Below are 19,118 nucleotides of genomic sequence, written 5' to 3'. Positions count from 1 at the left end.
TAATTGATATATATTATCAAACCTTAAATAAGGCTTGAATCGCATTATATGGAGTTTTGTCGTGCTTCTTAGCTGTTTCTACAATCGAATGAAGTTCAAGGAAAGCGTCTGCTCCGAAGTCTGAACGAAAAGCACAGGAGTTCTTCAGTTTGATTTTTAGCTTGCGTATTCCACGTTCACTTCCATTATTGTCAAATGGTATCATCGGATTTTCGAGGAAATTGAAAATGTAATCTCTGCATTTGACCAAGCCTTTTCTGAACGTAATAAACTTTTTACCAAGCTCCTCTATATTCTGTTTGAGTAGATTGTCTAAACGTCGGGTCCATGACACCTTGTCTATAACGTTGTTCGGATTGGTATTCCGCTCGTGAATGGCTTCACGGAACAGATTGGTTACTTTCCCAGACCACTCTTGCTTAGTGTTCAACTCTGAGAGATATTGCAGTTCGCGCAGTAAGTGAGCAAGGCATACCTGATGATTGAGGAAATGGAGTGCAAAGTATGCGCTATGGCGGTCGGTAACGGCAGTCATTCGTTCCAGGCTATCGCCAAATTTGTCTGCTAATACCTTCGACCCTCTTCCATTAGCACGGAAAAGCAGTGTGTAATAAACGGTTTGTGCAATCCATGCCCAGTCGAGTCTTTTCTTACAGTACAAGCCGCTCTCATCGAAACCAACAACTGCTGATGACTTAATATATCCTTTAATTTTATCAATCACAGGTTGCGCATTTCTCTTTGCCTCATTTACCCAGTTCACCAGTGAGCCTTCGCTTGGAGTGAGTCCAAATACCTCACGCAAAAAACTTGCTATGCGACCGTAAGGAAGAAATTGTACGACACTCAGATAAACCACTAAGGACTTTATGCTTGAATCATATACCACGTTGTTTGACCGCCGTCTCGGTACTGTCCGAATACGTTCACCACAGTTCTTGCATACCATCACATAGTGTCGGATTTCCTTGATTACGGGCTTCAACTCTGGAATGGAAATAACCTGCGTCACATAATCAAGCACACGTTCTGCATCTGATAAAGATTCTCCGCAACGAGTGCAATAGTTGGGTATCTCATCAATTATCTCGTCAGGTATGGAAGAGTAAGACAACTTATGCCCATCATGCCCCTTTTGTCCTCCCGGCTTCTTACCACTTGGCTTACGGAGGCTTCTTGTTCTTCTGATAACCTCATCCTTTATACGCTCCTTGCTTGGAGGAGTGCTGCTGTTATTAGAGTTTTTGTCAGGTTTTTCATACTTAGCTAAGCGTTCCCGTAAGTTTATAAGTTCCGTATCTTTCTTGCGAATTTGGAGGTTCAAAGCATTTATGTTACGGTTCAATTTGATAATCTCGGCATACTGCTGATTAACAGTTGCACGTAATAATCGCATCTCTTCCGTCATGCCTTGTAATACTTTTGATATGTCCGTAACCTGCTCTTTCATAGGTATAAAGGTACAAAGAAAATCTGAAATACGCAAGAAAAACAAGCATATTTATAGCCTTTATACTAAGATTTTAGAGGAGAAAATACAGACTGATCAATACCGCTGAATAGTTACGAAAATTCTGATAATCTCAAAGAGATAATCGAAGTCAACTACCGTAAAATAAAACAATAAATACTATCGCTGTAGATTTTGAGATTAAAGAATCAAAAATGATCCAATGCAAAGCCAAATAATCTGCTCGATAATAAAACAAAATATGTTTAGGCTCTAATGATTGATTTGGGTTAAAGGATGATAAGCAATAACTGCTATAAAATGTATCTCTGATAAACTTGTAAAAAAATATAGTATATTCTTATTTGTTTTTTGATGTTCTTGCAATACTATGCTTAAATTGTTTCCAATCCTTCTTGTTAGCCCAAGCCCACCTTTTCTTTTTAATTGGGAACAAAGATGGAGAAGGAAGTGTTTTAGCTGGGATAAATTCAAATATCCTATTCTGAACACAAGTATCGTTTTCATTTTTATTTCCAGAAATATAAGTCTCATCTAAAAGTAGCAGATGACTACTATCAATGATTTTATACCTCAGTAATACCAGTTCTGTGCGTAGTAAATAAAATATATATGTCGTTACACAGATTGTATCTTCTTTTAGCTTATAATACCCACTCCTCATAAGATATATGTTATTCAAAGGAGTACACTCCTTATCCAATTCCACATTAGCTCTCTTATAATGCTCATTGGCATAAAAATCCTTTTCTACAGCATTAAAAAGAATATTTCCGTATGTTCCATCCTCATAAAGGATAAAAGGATTATACCCTGCAAGCGTCGACATGCCACCCTTGCTAATGATAGAAGAACCTCCTACAGTAACAGAATCGGTGCTATCATTAACTAAAGAATAATAGCCTTTTATATTCACTTTTGTAGCTATCCCTGTATTGGTATTTACTCGAAAACCATTGTATACAAGAGCTTTCTCGTACCGATTGGGGAAGAAGCTAAAGCAACTCGTTAAAGTTACAGATGCTATAATGGCAGTAAAAACATATTTTCTCATAATGATATGAGCAAAAGTATATAACATTCTTGAGAAATCCAAAGAAATCGGAATTTCTTTTTGAAGATTATTTGTTTTATTGTACATCTTGCATTTTATAATTATTTGAGAAGCTTTATTTTCATAGTTACAACACTCTATTAAAATCGATTTATCCTACAGAAAGGTTTTGGTTACCAGAAAGTTGTCGGTATTAACACCTCGATGAAAAACGGCTTTGAAGAGATTCCCTAACGAAGATGTAAGAAACTCAATGTTTATAGTTCGGATTTTTCTCGTCCACTTCGTTTTCTACGAGAAAATTGTTATCGTTGCGGCATTGATAGAAGATTCTTTGGGCATTGAAGAATAAGGAGAGGGAAAGAAACTCGTTTGTTTTTATTCATCGACTCTTTGATATATACCTTCTCAAACTTCTATTAAACCGTATTTTACTGTTTGTGAAATGATTTGGTGCAGAGGGACAGCACATATTGTGCGGAGGGTTAGCACATCTTGTGCGGGCGGTGAACACCAATGGTGCGGACGGTTACAATGTACAGATTTACTAAGCATAAGAAAACTTGTTTATTACGAATAGGTCTAAAAGAGAGTAGGGGTTTGCGTCGTAAAAATCTATAGTAGTATTACTCGAAAAGTCTGATGAGCTTTTTACCATTGAGAACAAAGTTCTATAATTATTAAGCTAAAGATTTGATTTTTAGCAGCGTAATTTTCCTATACGGATAATAAATTGTACCTTTGCAAAAGTTTTAAAGTTTAAAGATTGTTTTGTATGGACGAAAAACAGATGGATTGTTCCAAGAAAACCCTTCGTAGAAAACTCGATTTGCTCCTTCGTACAGGGCAAATTCTTATGGAAAGTTCTGCTGATACGAGTCGTGTGAAGCGAAATATGGAGCGCACAGCAGCTTATTTGGGACTTCCAAAAGAGAATCTGCACATGAACATTGATTATTATATGTTGCAGGTGAATGTTAGTGACGAATATCATAGTTTTTCTAAGATGCAGCGTTGTGATAAGCATGTAATTAATATGCTTGCTATTCAGGAAGTTTCAAAACTCTCATGGCGTGCTATTCAAAAGGACTATTCGTTAGATAAGTATGAAGAGGAACTTGAGAAGATTGCTAATGGTAAACACTATTACAAGGATTGGATGATTGCTATTGGTGCAGGACTTGCTTGTGGTGGATTCTGTATTCAGTTCGGTTGTGATTGGACAGCTTTCTTCTATGCTTCTATTGCCGCTATATTGGGTAATCGTCTTCGTATGTTCTTGAATCATTCTGGTTCTAATCTTTATGCCAACTTTGCAGTTGCGGCTTTTGTTAGTACAATTCTTGCATGGTTGTCATCTTTTCTCTCTACACCTACCGTTCAAGCAGCGCTACCAGAGTTCCTTCGTCCAATTCTGTTTACAGAAACTCCTTGGCATCCACTCTTAGCTTGTGCCCTTTATATTGTTCCAGGAGTACCTTTAATAAACGCTGTTAATGACTTGTTAGACAATCATATAAATACAGGATTAGTTCGTGCAATGAACACGCTTCTTATTGTCATAGCAATGTCATTTGGTATTATGTTGGCAATTAAGTGTGGTAGTTTTGATGGCTTTGCTAAAAACCTATCAACAATTCCTCATCACTCTTTCTATGTCTATGCTGTTGCTGCTGCAATTTCTGCTATGGGCTTTGCAACGATTTATAATATTCCATATCGTTTAATGCCTTGGATTGCGGTTGGAGGTATAATCTGTGTTTGTACGCGTAACTTCGTTTTCCTTGACCCTTCAACAGGAAATGCTGGTCTTGGACTTGGAATAGTCGTTGGTTCACTTTGTGGTTCGGCATTAATATCTATCATTAATATTAAGGCTGTTCATATTCTCCATACACCACATCAGTGTATTACTATTCCTGCTGTTATCCCTATCGTTCCAGGTGTATTAATGTATCGTGCACTCTATGGTTTTATGGGAATGCAGGGTGTTGTTGGAGAAGTAACGCATGCCATGTCTTTTGCAATCAATGGTTCGTTAGTCTTAGTTTGTATTGCTCTTGGTGTTGCTATTCCTAACATTTTCGCGAAGAAATGGATTGCGCCACATCGTAAAGCAAAGCTACAACGTATGATTGATGAGCGTCGTCAGCGTGGTGAGTTCGTTGATTTGCATCAGTATAATATATAATAGAGAAATCATTATAAAACGATATTACGAGGATGAAACTGTTGTAGGTTTCATCCTCATTTTGTTTAAACCCAAATCGGTCATTAGACCACAATGTTTCAGGAATTCTTGTTTTTGTGTTGTTTCCTAACATCTTTTATTTTCTTATCGGCATCTTGTCCGTCTTTTTAACTTGACGTAGCCCGCTACGCCTGCGTTCCAAAGCCAAACAATCTGTTCGATAATAAAACAAAATATGTTTAGGCTCTAATGACCGAATTGGGTTAAATTACATAAGCCGAGTAGACATCAAAGGCGTCTGAATTTACTTGTCTGGAGCGAAAGATAATTATAAATAGATAAAAATAATCGCATCCTCTTAGTACTATGTCATTTTGTAATTGTCATATTATCATGTAGTTATACTAAACTTGCTGCGTGAATGTCTAATATATTCGACTGATTTATGACTAAAAAAAGAAAGAAAAGTTTGGTTAATTCGCAAAAAAGTAATACCTTTGCACTCGCAAAAACGAAATGAGCACCCTTAGCTCAGTTGGTAGAGCAACTGACTCTTAATCAGTGGGTCTAGGGTTCGAGTCCCTAAGGGTGTACAAGAATTGATTTCTAACCCAGGTCTTTTCGTTTAGCATGCACCCTTAGCTCAGTTGGTAGAGCAACTGACTCTTAATCAGTGGGTCTAGGGTTCGAGTCCCTAAGGGTGTACAAGAAGGATTTCCTAATAAAGGAAATCCTTTTTATTTATTTAATTTCTTTCTATATCTGCGGTATAATTCGATTATTTTGTGTAAGTTTGCAGATTATGAAACAAAGTCATCTCAGAAGTTATATTACATTTCTATTTATACTGGTAAGCGCTACTTTATTAGCTTCTAATAAGAGTGGTGGCTTGATTGGTTACCCAGGAGGAAAGTGTTATATGTTCCGTGTTACCTTAAAAGATAAGAATGGAACACCTTATTCCTTGGATAAACCAGAGAAATTTCTATCAAAAGCTTCTCTTCTTCGACGTCAACGTCAGGGATTAAAGCTTGATTCGACAGACCTACCGGTATCACCTGATTATATTCAACAGATAAAGAAGAGAGGTGGTAAGGTTGTTGCTGTGAGTAAATGGAATAACTCTGTTCTTGTGCGTGGCAATAATCGCCAAACGTTAGAAGACTTAAAAGTATTGTCTTTTGTGAAAGATAGTAAGTTAGTATTTGTCTCTCCAGACTCTATCCGTCCACTCTCTCAACGTGTTCGTTATAATTCTGAACTTCAATCTCTTGATTCTACGGTTCACGACTATTATGGTATGGGTAAGGGGCAAATTGAGAGTTTGAATGGTAGAAAGCTGCACGACCTTGGTTTTATGGGACAAGGCATGACTATCGCAGTGTTGGATGCAGGCTTTATGAATGTGGATAAGATTGCTGCCTTTAGGAATCTCAATATAAAAGGTACACATAACTTTGTTGCAGGGTACGATAATGATGTCTATAAAGAGATGGATCATGGTACTAAGACTTTGTCAACAATAGCGATGAACCAGCCTACGGTGTTTGTGGGTACTGCTCCTAAAGCTGATTTCTGGTTGCTTCGTACGGAAGACTATTCGACAGAAAGCCCTGCAGAAGAAGATTTTTGGATAGCTGCAGTTGAGTTTTCTGATTCTGTAGGTGTTGATATCATTAGTTCATCTTTGGGCTATCACGGCTTTGATGACAAATCTATGAACTATCGTTACTCAGATTTAAATGGGCGAACTGCAGCAATTTCTCAAGCAGCATCACGTTTGGCAAGTAAGGGAATGATACTTGTAAATAGTGCTGGTAACGATGGTATGGGGACTTGGAAGAAGATTAATGTTCCTGCTGATGCTCATGATATTCTTACCGTGGGAGCGGTTACTCTTGATAAAGTTAATGCTCCTTTTTCATCGATAGGACCTACAGCTGATGGGCGTATTAAGCCAGATGTAATGGCTTATGGATGTCCAACAAATGTCGTATCGGGTAGGGGATATATCATACCAGACAATGGAACGTCGTTCGCTTGTCCACTCATAGCTGGTATGGTTGCTTGTTTGTGGCAGGCATGCCCTAATAAATCTGCAAAAGAGATATTAGATATTGTTCGTCAATCGGGAAATAATTGTCAATCTCCTGACAATATAATGGGATATGGTATACCTGACTTTTGGTCAGCCTATCAGGCTGCAACTCGTAATAATCAGTAGTGGTTATTGAAACAAATATTTCTAAAAGATGACCAAAGCACTTTCGTTATTTGAATTAAACAGTCTTGTGACAGATGTTATAAACACAACCCTGTCACGTTCTTATTGGGTGGAGGCAGAATTGTCTGAGGCTCGTGAGAATCGTGGACACTGTTATATGGAGTTGATTGAGAAGAACGCAGGGAGCAATGTGCCTATAGCACGTGCTTCAGCAAAGTGTTGGAGCAACATTTGGACACTTATTAAGCCAGCTTTTGTTCGTATTACAGGTCAGGAAATACGGGCAGGAATGAAAGTCATGTTACAAGTTCATGCTCAATTTCATCCCCAGTATGGCTTCTCTTGGATAGTTGATGATATCAATCCTGAGTACACGATGGGTGATATGATGCGTAAGCGGCAAGAGATTATCCGTCAATTAAAGGCAGAAGGAGTCTTTGATTTGCAAAAAGAACTTTGTCTTCCGATGTTTGCTCAGCGTATAGCTATTATCTCTTCTGAGACCGCTGCTGGTTATGGTGACTTCTGTAGTCAGTTAGAAACTAATGATTATGGACTCTATTTCCACGTAGAATTGTTTCCTGCTATTATGCAGGGCGACTCTGTTGAACAGAGTATAATAAACGCATTGAATCAAATCAATAGTCGTGAAGAAGATTTCGATGGTGTTGTTATCATTCGTGGTGGTGGCGCAACAGCCGACCTTAGCGGTTTTGATACCTTGAATCTTGCTGAGAATGTGGCAAACTTTCCATTACCAATTATAACAGGTATTGGACACGAACGTGATGAAAGCATCTTGGATATGGTATCGTTTCAACGTATGAAGACGCCAACTGCTGCTGCTGCTTATCTCATAGACCATCTTGCTTCAACGCTGATGAGAGTAGAAAACGCACAAGCTGCAATAATCGATGGTGTGAAGAAGGCTTTAGAGGTTGAGAAAATGCGTATTCAACATATTGGTTCACATATTCCAGTATTGTTCTCTGTGGTTCGTACAAAGCAGGATGCTTGGCTTGAAGGCTTATCCCAACGGCTGGTGATGAGAATGAATGAAGCTATAAAACAGGCAGAATTTCATTTAAGCACGTTACAAAATTGTATGTTACTGACACTGCAAAATAAGCTGTCTGTTGAGCAGCATCGACTCGATATACTTGAGCAGCGGGCAAGGTTACTTGATCCTTCTTTACTCTTAAAGCGTGGGTACAGTATTACATTGTGTAATGGTAAGACAATTCGTAACGCTAAAGACTTAAAGATAGGTGATACGATAACAACACGTTTTGAGACTGGCGAGGTAGAGAGTAAGGTGGAACGTTTATCCTAAAAGAGCATATTATTCCATATATTATAAATGTAAAAAGGCAATGAAAGAAATAAAATACGAAGAAGCAGTTCATAAATTGGAAGCTATTGTAGATAAAATGGAACGTGGAGAACTTGATATAGACTCTATGGCTGCCCAATTAAAAGAAGCTCAAGAGTTAGTAAAGCTCTGTAAACAAAAGCTTAAGCGTACCGACAACGAGATTCAGAAGCTTTTAGAAAAGCAATAACTCTCTTTTTTCTTATTTAGAAAACGAAATGTAAGTTTAATTAACTTGTTATTTGGTTGCATGGTAAGAATATTTTGTTTACTTTTGTAGATAATTGTCATGAATAAAAACTTAACACGAAAATAATATGAAGGATATAGAATGGTCAAGTTTATCATTTGGCTATATGCCAACTGATTATAATGTTCGCTGTTACTATCGCAATAGAAAGTGGGGTGAGGTAGAAGTCAGTTCAGATGAGTATCTTAAACTTCACATGGCAGCAACTTGTCTTCACTATGGTCAAGAGGCTTTTGAGGGATTGAAGGCATATCGTTGTCCAGATGGTAAAGTACGTGTTTTTCGTGTAGAAGAAAATGCAAAACGTTTGCAGAATACAAGTCGTGGTATTGTAATGCCAGAAGTACCAACAGAGTTGTTTGCAGAAATGGTTAAAAAAGTTGTTCGTCTTAATCAAGAATATATCCCACCTTACGAGAGTGGTGCTTCACTCTATATTCGTCCATTGTTAATTGGTACATCTGCTCAGGTGGGTGTTCGTCCAGCAGAGGAATATTGCTTCTTAATCTTTGTCACCCCTGTTGGTCCTTACTTTAAGGGTGGCTTCTGTGCTAATCCTTATGTTATTGTTCGTGATGTTGACCGTGCTGCTCCATTGGGAACTGGTATGTATAAGGTTGGTGGTAACTATGCTGCATCACTTAGAGCAAATCGTCGTGCACATGAGCAAGGTTATGCATCAGAATTCTATTTGGATGCAAAGGAGAAGAAGTATGTTGATGAGTGTGGTGCAGCCAACTTCTTTGGTATCAAGGATGATACTTACGTTACTCCTAAGTCAAGTTCTATCTTGCCATCTATAACGAACAAGAGTCTGATGCAGATTGCTGAAGACCTTGGAATGAAGATAGAGCGTCGTCCTATCTCAGAAGATGAATTGGATAGCTTTGAAGAAGCTGGTGCTTGTGGTACAGCAGCAGTTATCTCTCCGATATCACATCTTGATGATATGGAGACGGGTAAGGTTTATTGTTTTGGTGACAAACCAGGACCATGGTCTACCAAGCTTTATGAAACCCTCCGTGGTATTCAGTATGGCACGATAGAAGACAAGCATGGTTGGACAACTGTAGTAATTGAATAATATTTTGTAGAACGAGAATACGTTTATAAAGATAAGTATAGAAAACAAAGATTTGTATCAAAGTTTGGGTTTACTTTTAGTAACCGCTTTGATGCAAATTTTTTTGATATATAAAAGCACGATGAAATACGTTTGTCTTTCTGTTTGGGTGTAAACCATATTCCTAATAATATAAGATACACTTTTTCATAGCTATATATAGCAACTTAATTAGTGCCCAGCACCATTGGTGTTTACCATTAGCACGACATGTGCGGGGCAATAACACATCATCTAAAAAGGAGTATAAATATAGCTGGGATGATAAAATAGATGTGTGATATGAGTTTAATAAGCATGTGAAAAATCATATTTTTTGGCTGATAATTTGGAAAAATAATAATAATGTTGTAATTTTGCAGTCGGAATTATTATTAGTGACTAACAAAGTAAGTAATTAATTGCTAATTAAAAAGAATAAGAAATGAATATATCAAAGAAGATGCAGGATGCGTTCAATGCGCAGATTGCGGCAGAAATGTGGTCATCAAATCTCTATTTACAGATGTCATGCTGGTTCCGTAAGGAAGGCTGGAAGGGTTTCTCTGGCTGGATGTACAAGCAGGCAGAAGAGGAGAGACAGCACGCAATGGATATGGCTCAGTTTGTTCTTCATCGTGGTGGTGAGGTTATTCTTACCAGTATCGATGCCGTTAAGACAAGTTGGACAGACGCTAAGGAGGCTTTTGTTGATACTTTTGCGCATGAGCAGAAGGTTACAGAACTTATCAACAAGTTGGCAGATGTTGCTGATGAGGAGAAGGACCGCGCATCACAGAACTTCATTGCAAAGTATATTGATGAGCAAGTAGAGGAAGAGAAGAATGTTAAGGATATTCTCGATTCATTCGCTCACTTGGAAAGCCATGCTATTGCACATATTGATAGCAAGCTTGAGCAGGCTCGTTAAGACTTAAAAAGGATATAAAAAAGTGTCAAAGCTACTTGCTTTGACACTTTTTTTATGCGTTTTATTAAACCTATTAGAAGCTATACTTAATTCAGAATTATTGTGATGTTTATTTGTTCGGCTTCTTTTGATTCGTATTTTTTATCATGTCTTTATTCAGATGAGTGACAAATATCTGCTGTCCACCTTTACTAAATACGACTTTATACACACCTCCAGCTTTATCTTTTCTTTCGTAAGTATAAGCAAATTTGTTAATATCCCAACACGTATCATGCTGTGCTGCAAGGTCTATTTTCTGATAAAATTCCTTACTTGGAATCGTATCAAGAAGTAGTATTGCTGAATAGTTGCCACTTTCTACCGATTCTTCATCAGCCGCTAAACTAACAGAGTCGGGTATAAAAGGTATTGCTTTTGTTGTCTTATACTTAGGAAAGCGAATAGAGGTAATACTCTGTAAATCAATATTTAGTTTACCATTCTCAACATGTGGTGTAAACTCCTTTGCGGCAACAGTATCTCCATTGTTACTGCCTTCTATTGTTTTGCTTTGATTACAAGATACAATAGTAATAATGATGAAAACAATACCAAAAACGATTGTTGCTATAATTTTTGAAAGACTCTTTTTCTTTTCCATTATTTATTATCTTTTTCGGTTGAAGGTTTTAATTTCTTCAATCTTTTCTGTGCTGTTGGATTATCAGGATAGAGTGCAATAGCCTTCTCATAATTGGCAATAGCTGCCTCATTCATTTCTTCACGCTCGCACTCTTTACCCATCATAACATATTCTACTGACAGCTCTTTGAGATACTCATTCTTCTTATCTTGTTGTCGCTTAAGTTCCTCATTTTCATGACGTAGCTGGTTAATGAGGTCCAGTTTCCGTCTGATAAATCGCTTAGCTGCTGGTCGTTCAATATCATAACGGCTATGAATAGCAAGAAAAAAGCTACGTAGGGAAGCATCAAAGTCTCCCTTATCAAAAGCACATATAGCATCGTAGTATTCTTTATCAGCCTTGCTTTGTTTGAGTACTGTCGATATAATATTATTATCGTTGTAGTGTCTGGCAAAATGTGTTACCTCACTTCTTACAAAGACCTCATTTCTCCGCAGTGGTTCCTTGAGTGTAATACCTTCAAGACTTGTACAGCGTGATAAAGCAACATATGCCTGGCCACCGGCAAAGACACCGCCTGTGAAATCAATATTTACATTCTTGAATGTCAGTCCTTGACTCTTATGTACAGTAATAGCCCAAGCCAACTTGATGGGGAATTGTATATAAGTACCTATTTGTTCCTCTTCAATTCGTTGCTCTTCCTCATTGAATCGGTATCTTATATTCTCCCACATCTCACGTTGCACCTGTAAGTCATCTCCCTCTTCTGTATGAACATAGAGGATTCCTGCTTCCTCATCAATACCGATAATAATACCTAAGGTTCCATTAACCCATTGCTTCTCAATGTCATTTTTGATAAACATGATATGTGCTCCCACCTTGAGGTTTAACTCAATAGGAGTAGGGAGGCTACTCTCAGGAAACTCTCCTTTGATTTCACCTAAGAACATCACAGGGTCTCCATCAAGGCTATCAAGTCCTTCGTTGTTTATCCAGTCTACTGTATCTCGCTTAGTCGATAGGGTAATGGTGAGATCTCCTTCTGGCTTGTTTGTATTCTCCAAACTTGCACCAACATGTTCATTGATATGGTTGAAATCAGTGTCAGTGACCTGATTAGTACGGATATGGTCAAGAATGGAAATAAAGTGAGGGTCGTTTTGACGGTAGACTTTATTGAGTTCAATACTCACAAGTGGATAATCCTGGAACACCTTTGCATCAAAGAAGTAGCTACTTGGGTAATAGGGTTGTAAGAGTCGACGATCCTCTTCCTTTAGAACTGGTTCTAATTGATAAATGTCGCCTACCAAGAGAAGCTGTTTCCCACCGAATGGCTCGCGCATATTACGATTGTATATGCGCAGTACTTTGTCGATGAAGTCAATGATGTCAGCTCTAACCATACTAATCTCATCAATAATGATTAGTTCGACTTCCCGCAAAAGTTTACACTTGTCACCATTGTATTTCATTGTGCTGCGTAGATTACGAGCAGAATAACGCTTGTCAGTTGGGACAAGAGGATAGAATGGAAGTTTGAAGAAGCTATGCAGGGTACTACCACCTGCATTGATAGCAGCTATGCCTGTGGGTGCAAGAATAATATGTTTTTTCTTTGTTGTTGCAGCAATGTAACGTAGAAATGTAGACTTTCCTGTTCCTGCTTTTCCAGTGAGGAATAGGGAATTGTTTGTAAACTGAATAATCTGAAGTGCTTTTTGCAACTCTGTATTATCCAAGTCAATCGTATTTACGTCTATGTTTACCTTCTTTTGTGACATTGATTGGCGGCTTTAGTTCCCTTTGTAGTTGGTAGTTATGTTTGCTACTAAGCTATATTTATGCCTTGCGCCTTTTCTGTATAATTACAACAACCTATTGTTAAGTTTACTGACAAGAGGCTATAGAGAAAACAAAAACCTTCATATATACTCACAGAGGTAAAAATCTCTGTGAATATATAGAAGTTTGTTGTTTGAGGAAGAGAATTGATAGTTATTAATCAATTACCAAAGTATTCTGATTTCTTTATCAACCAAAAGTAATCATAAGTTCCATTTTAAGAATTATGAATTACTTAAATTTCCATATCTTCACTGCGTGGCTTCTTCGCCTTCTTTATAATTTGAGGCGATTCATTATTAGAACTATTGCCCTGCCGTTCTGGAGTAGGTTGTGGAGCTGGTTCTAATATAAAGCCACCCTCGTCTGTATTTTCGTGTCCGTCGATAGGTTCTTCCTCTTCCTCCTGATGACGTCTATGTCCTGTTGTAAAGTCACGCAAAGAATCAGGAGCAGCACGCCGAACTACTGTAGGTTGACAGTTGTACATTGAAGGGTCGATATCCTCGTCTGGATCTAACTGCCACTTAGCATGATACTTTTGGAAAGTCTTGTCGCGCATTAAGCTGTAAATAAACTCTCCACAGATAGGTAGTGCAGTCTTTGAACCCTGTCCTAAGGCTCCTGTACGGAAGTGGATGGAGCGATATTCACCACCAACCCATGCACCAACGACAAGTTTAGGGCTGACTGCCATAAACCAAGCATCAGAGTGGTTATTACTTGTACCAGTCTTTCCTCCCCAGTCTGTATCCCCAAAAGTATAATGACGTAATGCTTGACTTGTACCACCACCTTCGTTCACACCAGCCTTCAACATTTCCTGCATGAGGAATGCTGTCTTGTAAGGTAATGCTCTCTCGTGGTCTTTTGGTGCTACATATACCTCGTTTCCGTCTTTATCTAAGATGCGTGTAACGACAACTGGAACATGATGTTCACCATCATTTGCTACAGTACTATAGGCATTTACCAATTCTAATAAGTTTACGTCGCTTGAACCGAGTGCCAATGAAGGCTCATCATCCAACGGACTCTTGATACCCATCTCCTGAGCTGTACGGATAATATTCTTTATGCCCATCTCCTGTCCTAAGCGTACAGCAATGGAGTTTATACTGCGAGCAAAAGCACTCTTCAGTGTGATTGAATCATTGGAGAATCTGCCATTGGCATTGTGTGGTGTCCAAGTCTTCATCTGACCAGTCTTCTTATCGAGAACCTGCATACTGATATATTCATCACGACGTTTATCACAAGGGGTCAGTCCTTGATTGAATGCCTCTGAGTAGACGAATAGTTTGAAGGTTGAACCTGGTTGACGCTGTGCAACAACCTTATCATATTTCCATGTTTTGAAATCAATGTCACCCACCCAAGCTCTTACCGCACCAGTCTCTGGTTCCATAGCAACCATAGCACAGTGCATGAATTTAACCATATAACGGATAGAGTCCATTGATGACATTTCTTTCTCAATATGCCCCTTTTCATAGTCGAAGAGAGTCACCTTATGTGGTTTGTTGAGATAGTAGAGAACGCTATCAGGCTGGTTAGGGTATTTCTGTAATAGCTTCTTATAGAAAGGCTGACGTTCAGCAATACCTTCAATAAAGCCTGGAATCTCATTTCCCTTTGCATCTCGCCAAGGCTGCATACCTCGCCAGTGGTTATCAAAAGTCTGTTGAACCTTTTCCATCTGCTTTGTTGCAGCTTGCTCAGCATACTTCTGCATACGAGTGTCAATGGTGGTATAGATTTTTAAACCACTGCTATAAAGATCATAACCATTGTCTTTCATCCAATCTTTGAAGTATTCTGATATATACTCACGAAAGTACTGGGCTTGACCATCATAGTTTTCTTCCACGTGTATATCCAGCTTCATAGGTCGCTTAGAGTATAGTGCGTACTCATCATGTGGTAATACATTATGTGTAACCATATTATACAGCACGGTGTTACGACGACGAATAGAATTCTTTGGGTGCAAGATTGGATTATAATAAGTAGTAGCTTTCAACATACCTACTAACGTTGCAGCTTGATCAATAGATAACTTTGAAGGACTTGTATTAAAATAAGTCTTAGCAGCTGTCTTTACACCAAAGGAATTGTTGCCAAAGTCAACGGTGTTGGCATACATTGTCAGAATTTCTTTCTTTGAATAGATTAACTCTAACTTCACAGCAATAATCCATTCTTTACTCTTCATAATGAGCATTCGCAAGCCCGGTACATGACCCAATAGACCTGAAGAATATTGCGTACGAACACGGAACATATTCTTCGCCAACTGCTGTGTGATGGTTGATGCACCGCGACCTCCACTACCTGTTACGGCATCCTTGATAGCACCACCGATACCCATAAAGTCTATACCATTATGGCTATAGAAGCGCTCGTCCTCTGTGCTGATGAGTGCATTCCAGAAGGCAGGGGTTACCTCCTCATACTTTACTGGTGTACGATTCTCTTTATAGAATCTACCAATGAGGACAGAGTCTGCACTATAAATCTCTGATGCAGCATAGGTTGGAGGAGTTTTTATATCAATAAAACCTGGTGACTTGCCAAAGAGCCAAAGGAAGTTAATGTCTACCATTCCTAAATAGAGGAAGATAGCTACAAAGAAAGATACTGTTCCGACAGCCATCTTCGTGTACCAAGCACGACCTTTATACAGTTTTGCGTACCATGGGAAGAAATTGAAAATTCCTCGGAATATACTTCTAATGAATTTAAATATTTTCTTTATCATTGATTGACAATCTTCAAGTTTTAAAGCTACTTGCCTATGTTTATAATATTGCTATAATACGTTTAATACAAAAGTACTTATTTACTTGTATTTGATATCATTGTATGGACATAATTTAAGATTTCTTCAATGTTATCGGGATTAAACCATTGAAAAGCGGTATCTTTTTTATACCATGTGAGCTGTTTGCGAGCGTATCTTCGAGTATTACTCTGTATTTTAAATATGGCTTCATCAAGTGTTGTTAAGCCATCAAGGTATTCAAATAGCTCCTTATATCCAACCGTGTTGAGTGAATTCAGAGTTCGCTTAGGATAAACTTGTAGTGCTTCTTCTATCATTCCCTCTTCAATCATGTCTAATACTCGCTGATTGATTCTATTATAGAGTTCGTCTCTATCACGGTTTAATCCAACCTTGATGATATTAAAAGGACGCTCTTTAATAGTATTGGAACGGAAAGATGTATATGTTTTTCCAGTTTGGATACATATCTCAAGGGCATGGATAACACGACGTGGATTATTCCTGTCAACTATCTTCCAGTGCTCAGGGTCCAGTTCTCGTAACAGATTACACATCTGTTCTAATCCCTCTGCTTCTAAGCGTTTCATCATTTTCTCTCGTATTTCAGGAAGAATCGTCGGGATATCATCAATACCATTACATACAGCGTCAATATACATCATTGAACCACCTGAGAGTAACGAGATAGGTGTGTGCTGGCTGTTAATAATATAAAGTACATCTTGTTCGTATAGACTTGCAGAATAGTAATCTTCTAAATGATGATTACCAACAAAATAGTGTTGTACACGCAGCTGCTGTTCTGCCGTTGGTGCTGCTGTTCCTATAGGAATCTCAGAGAATATTTGTCGGGAGTCAGCATTGATAACAGGTACATTAAAATGCTCTGCAATACGGAGAGTGGCTTCTGTCTTGCCAATGCCTGTTGGGCCAGTGATGACTATTAATGTTTTGTTTTTCAAGCTGATAAATGATTATAAATAATATTTTCCAATTTATTTAAGTTGTGGAAATACTCAACCTATTCGTTCGCTTTTAAAGATTCCCCCTCCCTTTGAAAGGGGAGGGGATAGTCTTTATTTAATGATACCACGTTCTGATGATTCAACGAAGTCTATAATCTTCTGAATTTCTGGCGTAATCTGTAGTTCGTTCTTAATCTTCTGAATGTTCTCGGCACGTGTACCTGTTCCATAAAGGATGCGGTAAGCATTGTGGATAAGTTCAATGAGTTCATTTGAAAAGCCACGACGGCGAAGACCAATGAGGTTAATTCCCATATAGCGGGCAGGCTCTTTTCCTACAATGATATATGGTGGAATATCCATAGAGAAACGGCTTCCACCCTGTATCATAACGTATCCACCAATATGGCAGAACTGATGACAGAGAATATTGGCAGATATGATAGCATTATCATCAACTGTCACTTCGCCTGCAAATTTGGTTGCATTACCAATAATGTCACCAGAACCAATAACACAATCATGTGCAATATGTACACATTCCATCAGTAGGTTATTACTACCAATCTTTGTTTTACCCTTTGAAGCCGTACCACGTGAAATAGTAACATTCTCACGAATAGAGTTGTTGTCACCAATCTCACAAAGTGTTTCCTCATTTCTAAACTTTAAATCTTGAGGTTTTGTAGAGATACTGGCACCTGGGAATATTTCGTTGTTATTGCCTAAACGTGCACCAACATGGAGGGTTACGCTGTTTTGGAACACATTATTATCACCGATAACTGTATTCTTATCGATATAACAGAATGGACCAATTATATTGTTATCACCAAGTTTTGCCTCTGGATGAACAAAGGCCAATGGGCTTATCTGGTTCATAATTGTCTTGTGTAATTATTACTTGTTCTTTACAATTTGGGCAGTAAATGTAGCCTCAGCAACAACACGCTCTCCAACAAACATATAACCCTTCATTGAACTGATTCCATGACGTACAGGGCCAAGAAGTTCAACACGGAACATAAGCGTGTCACCAGGAACAACCTTCTGACGGAACTTGACATCATCAATCTTCAAGAAGTAAGTTGACCAACGCTCAGGCTCTTCAACCTGAGAAAGTACTAAGAGTCCGCCACATTGAGCCATAGCCTCTACCTGTAATACTCCTGGCATAACAGGTTCCTGTGGGAAGTGACCTTGGAAGAATGGTTCGTTGCTGGTTACATTCTTAATACCAATAATACTTGTTGAACCCATTGCTATGACCTTATCAACCAACTGCATTGGATAGCGGTGTGGTAAAAGTTCGCGGATGCGAATGTTATCCATCAATGGCTCATCATTTGGATCATACATTGGTGCTTGTATCTCATGCTTACGTATTTCTTTACGCATCAGACGTGCAAACTTGTTGTTTACAGTATGACCTGGACGAGTCGCAATAATACGGCCCTTGATAGGTTTGCCAATCAATGCCATATCACCGATGATATCAAGGAGCTTATGGCGTGTACACTCGTTATCCCATTGTAAAGGCTTATGCTGAATATAGCCAATGTTATTCGCATCCATACGTGGTACCTTCAAGAGGTCAGCCAACTGGTCGAGTTTCTCTTGTGAAACCTGTTGCTCATAGATAACAATTGCATTATCCAAGTCACCACCCTTAATCAGATTAGCCTGCAAGAGTGGCATAATGTCACGTACAAAAACGAATGTACGTGCTGGAGCAATCTCGGTTGCATAAGTATTGATATCATCCAATGTAGCAAATTGACTGCTAATAAACTTAGAGTCAAAGTTACACATCGCAGTGATAGAGAACTGTTCGTCAGGGAGAATCGTAATTACAGAGCCATTCTCATCCTTAATCTCAATCTTCTTGCGAATGATATAATAATCCTTTGGAGCATTCTGGTCAACGATACCAACCTCGTTGATTTTATCAACATACATTGTTGCAGAACCATCGAGGATAGGGAATTCTGGACCATTAATCTGTATAAGACAGTTATCAATACCCATTGCATAAAGGGCTGACATACCATGTTCAATCGTACTAACACGTGCCTCATCCTTAGCCAATACTGTTCCACGCTGTGTATCAACAACATTCTCAGCAACAGCATCAATAATAGGCTGTCCATCAAGATCAATTCTTTGAATCTTATAGCCAGTATTTTCTGGGGCAGGGTTGAATGTTACAGTAAGACTCAATCCTGTATGAAGTCCCTTTCCGAAGAGGGAAAAACTTCCCTTTAAAGTTTTCTGCTTAACTGTTTCCATGT

14 protein-coding genes and 2 tRNA genes are annotated in these 19,118 nt (G+C 38.5%); 8 read left to right on the top strand and 8 right to left on the bottom strand.

The window, feature by feature from the left end; translation table 11 throughout:
- Positions 1-16: 16 nt before the first annotated feature.
- Positions 17-1,450 carry an IS66 family transposase gene (tnpC, locus tag J4861_RS08240; protein ID WP_211815788.1) on the bottom strand — a complete coding sequence of 478 codons (1,434 nt, stop codon included), beginning with the start codon at positions 1,448-1,450 and terminating at the stop codon, positions 17-19.
- Positions 1,451-1,811: 361 nt separating this feature from the next.
- Positions 1,812-2,612, bottom strand: a complete 801-nt coding sequence (locus tag J4861_RS08235) for a hypothetical protein (protein ID WP_211817573.1) — start codon at positions 2,610-2,612, stop codon at positions 1,812-1,814.
- A 688-nt stretch (positions 2,613-3,300) separates the two neighbouring features.
- Between J4861_RS08235 and J4861_RS08230 the strand changes: the two genes are divergently transcribed.
- The 8 genes from J4861_RS08230 to J4861_RS08195 all read left to right on the top strand — a co-directional run bounded on the left by J4861_RS08230 (position 3,301) and on the right by J4861_RS08195 (position 10,595).
- Positions 3,301-4,716, top strand: coding sequence for a threonine/serine exporter family protein (locus J4861_RS08230; RefSeq protein WP_211817572.1), 1,416 nt, complete (start codon positions 3,301-3,303; stop codon positions 4,714-4,716).
- Positions 4,717-5,236: 520 nt separating this feature from the next.
- Positions 5,237-5,309, top strand: a tRNA-Lys gene (locus J4861_RS08225).
- A gap of 39 nt (positions 5,310-5,348) precedes the next feature.
- Positions 5,349-5,421: transfer RNA gene (locus tag J4861_RS08220), tRNA-Lys, on the top strand.
- Between the two features lie 97 nt (positions 5,422-5,518).
- Entirely contained in the window at positions 5,519-6,940 is a 1,422-nt protein-coding gene (locus J4861_RS08215) for a S8 family peptidase (RefSeq protein WP_211817571.1), read from the top strand.
- 28 nt (positions 6,941-6,968) lie between these two features.
- A complete protein-coding gene (gene xseA, locus J4861_RS08210; RefSeq protein ID WP_211817570.1) occupies positions 6,969-8,273 on the top strand; it encodes an exodeoxyribonuclease VII large subunit in 1,305 nt (434 codons plus the stop codon).
- A gap of 40 nt (positions 8,274-8,313) precedes the next feature.
- A complete protein-coding gene (gene xseB / locus J4861_RS08205; RefSeq protein WP_013265025.1) occupies positions 8,314-8,502 on the top strand; it encodes an exodeoxyribonuclease VII small subunit in 189 nt (62 codons plus the stop codon).
- A gap of 127 nt (positions 8,503-8,629) precedes the next feature.
- Positions 8,630-9,646: a branched-chain amino acid aminotransferase gene (locus J4861_RS08200; RefSeq protein ID WP_211817569.1), complete on the top strand. Its 1,017-nt coding sequence runs from the start codon at positions 8,630-8,632 to the stop codon at positions 9,644-9,646.
- A 463-nt stretch (positions 9,647-10,109) separates the two neighbouring features.
- The gene (locus J4861_RS08195) at positions 10,110-10,595 is read left to right on the top strand and encodes a ferritin (RefSeq protein ID WP_004361090.1); all 486 of its coding nucleotides are present in this window, start codon (positions 10,110-10,112) and stop codon (positions 10,593-10,595) included.
- 109 nt (positions 10,596-10,704) lie between these two features.
- Here the strand turns inward: J4861_RS08195 and J4861_RS08190 are convergent, their stop codons facing one another.
- From J4861_RS08190 to J4861_RS08165, 6 genes are all read right to left on the bottom strand, one after another.
- Positions 10,705-11,238 carry a hypothetical protein gene (locus tag J4861_RS08190; RefSeq protein WP_211817568.1) on the bottom strand — a complete coding sequence of 178 codons (534 nt, stop codon included), beginning with the start codon at positions 11,236-11,238 and terminating at the stop codon, positions 10,705-10,707.
- On the bottom strand, positions 11,238-13,013 hold the full coding sequence (locus J4861_RS08185; RefSeq protein WP_211817567.1) for an AAA family ATPase: 1,776 nt from the start codon (positions 13,011-13,013) through the stop codon (positions 11,238-11,240). The genes J4861_RS08190 and J4861_RS08185 overlap by 1 nt, the downstream gene beginning before the upstream one ends.
- A 296-nt stretch (positions 13,014-13,309) precedes the next feature.
- The gene (locus J4861_RS08180; RefSeq protein WP_211817566.1) at positions 13,310-15,835 is read right to left on the bottom strand and encodes a transglycosylase domain-containing protein; all 2,526 of its coding nucleotides are present in this window, start codon (positions 15,833-15,835) and stop codon (positions 13,310-13,312) included.
- Between the two features lie 77 nt (positions 15,836-15,912).
- On the bottom strand, positions 15,913-16,824 hold the full coding sequence (miaA, locus tag J4861_RS08175) for a tRNA (adenosine(37)-N6)-dimethylallyltransferase MiaA (protein ID WP_211817565.1): 912 nt from the start codon (positions 16,822-16,824) through the stop codon (positions 15,913-15,915).
- Positions 16,825-16,938: 114 nt separating this feature from the next.
- Positions 16,939-17,709: an acyl-ACP--UDP-N-acetylglucosamine O-acyltransferase gene (gene lpxA, locus J4861_RS08170; protein WP_211817564.1), complete on the bottom strand. Its 771-nt coding sequence runs from the start codon at positions 17,707-17,709 to the stop codon at positions 16,939-16,941.
- A gap of 18 nt (positions 17,710-17,727) precedes the next feature.
- Positions 17,728-19,116, bottom strand: coding sequence for a bifunctional UDP-3-O-[3-hydroxymyristoyl] N-acetylglucosamine deacetylase/3-hydroxyacyl-ACP dehydratase (locus J4861_RS08165; protein ID WP_211817563.1), 1,389 nt, complete (start codon positions 19,114-19,116; stop codon positions 17,728-17,730).
- Positions 19,117-19,118: the final 2 nt, after the last annotated feature.

Origin of the sequence: Prevotella melaninogenica (genome assembly GCF_018127925.1) — a bacterium.
Lineage (GTDB): Bacteria > Bacteroidota > Bacteroidia > Bacteroidales > Bacteroidaceae > Prevotella > Prevotella melaninogenica_C.
This window is presented reverse-complemented; position numbering and strand designations above follow the sequence as displayed.

Excerpts from the sequence above, each read along its gene's own strand:
- tnpC (WP_211815788.1), bottom strand. The coding sequence starts at position 1,450 with ATGAAAGAGCAGGTTACGGACATATCAAAAGTATTACAAGGCATGACG.
- J4861_RS08235 (WP_211817573.1), bottom strand. The coding sequence starts at position 2,612 with ATGTACAATAAAACAAATAATCTTCAAAAAGAAATTCCGATTTCTTTG.
- J4861_RS08230 (WP_211817572.1), top strand. The coding sequence starts at position 3,301 with ATGGACGAAAAACAGATGGATTGTTCCAAGAAAACCCTTCGTAGAAAA.
- J4861_RS08215 (WP_211817571.1), top strand. The coding sequence starts at position 5,519 with ATGAAACAAAGTCATCTCAGAAGTTATATTACATTTCTATTTATACTG.
- xseA (WP_211817570.1), top strand. The coding sequence starts at position 6,969 with ATGACCAAAGCACTTTCGTTATTTGAATTAAACAGTCTTGTGACAGAT.
- xseB (WP_013265025.1), top strand. The coding sequence starts at position 8,314 with ATGAAAGAAATAAAATACGAAGAAGCAGTTCATAAATTGGAAGCTATT.
- J4861_RS08200 (WP_211817569.1), top strand. The coding sequence starts at position 8,630 with ATGAAGGATATAGAATGGTCAAGTTTATCATTTGGCTATATGCCAACT.
- J4861_RS08195 (WP_004361090.1), top strand. The coding sequence starts at position 10,110 with ATGAATATATCAAAGAAGATGCAGGATGCGTTCAATGCGCAGATTGCG.
- J4861_RS08190 (WP_211817568.1), bottom strand. The coding sequence starts at position 11,238 with ATGGAAAAGAAAAAGAGTCTTTCAAAAATTATAGCAACAATCGTTTTT.
- J4861_RS08185 (WP_211817567.1), bottom strand. The coding sequence starts at position 13,013 with ATGTCACAAAAGAAGGTAAACATAGACGTAAATACGATTGACTTGGAT.
- J4861_RS08180 (WP_211817566.1), bottom strand. The coding sequence starts at position 15,835 with ATGATAAAGAAAATATTTAAATTCATTAGAAGTATATTCCGAGGAATT.
- lpxA (WP_211817564.1), bottom strand. The coding sequence starts at position 17,709 with ATGAACCAGATAAGCCCATTGGCCTTTGTTCATCCAGAGGCAAAACTT.
- J4861_RS08165 (WP_211817563.1), bottom strand. The coding sequence starts at position 19,116 with ATGGAAACAGTTAAGCAGAAAACTTTAAAGGGAAGTTTTTCCCTCTTC.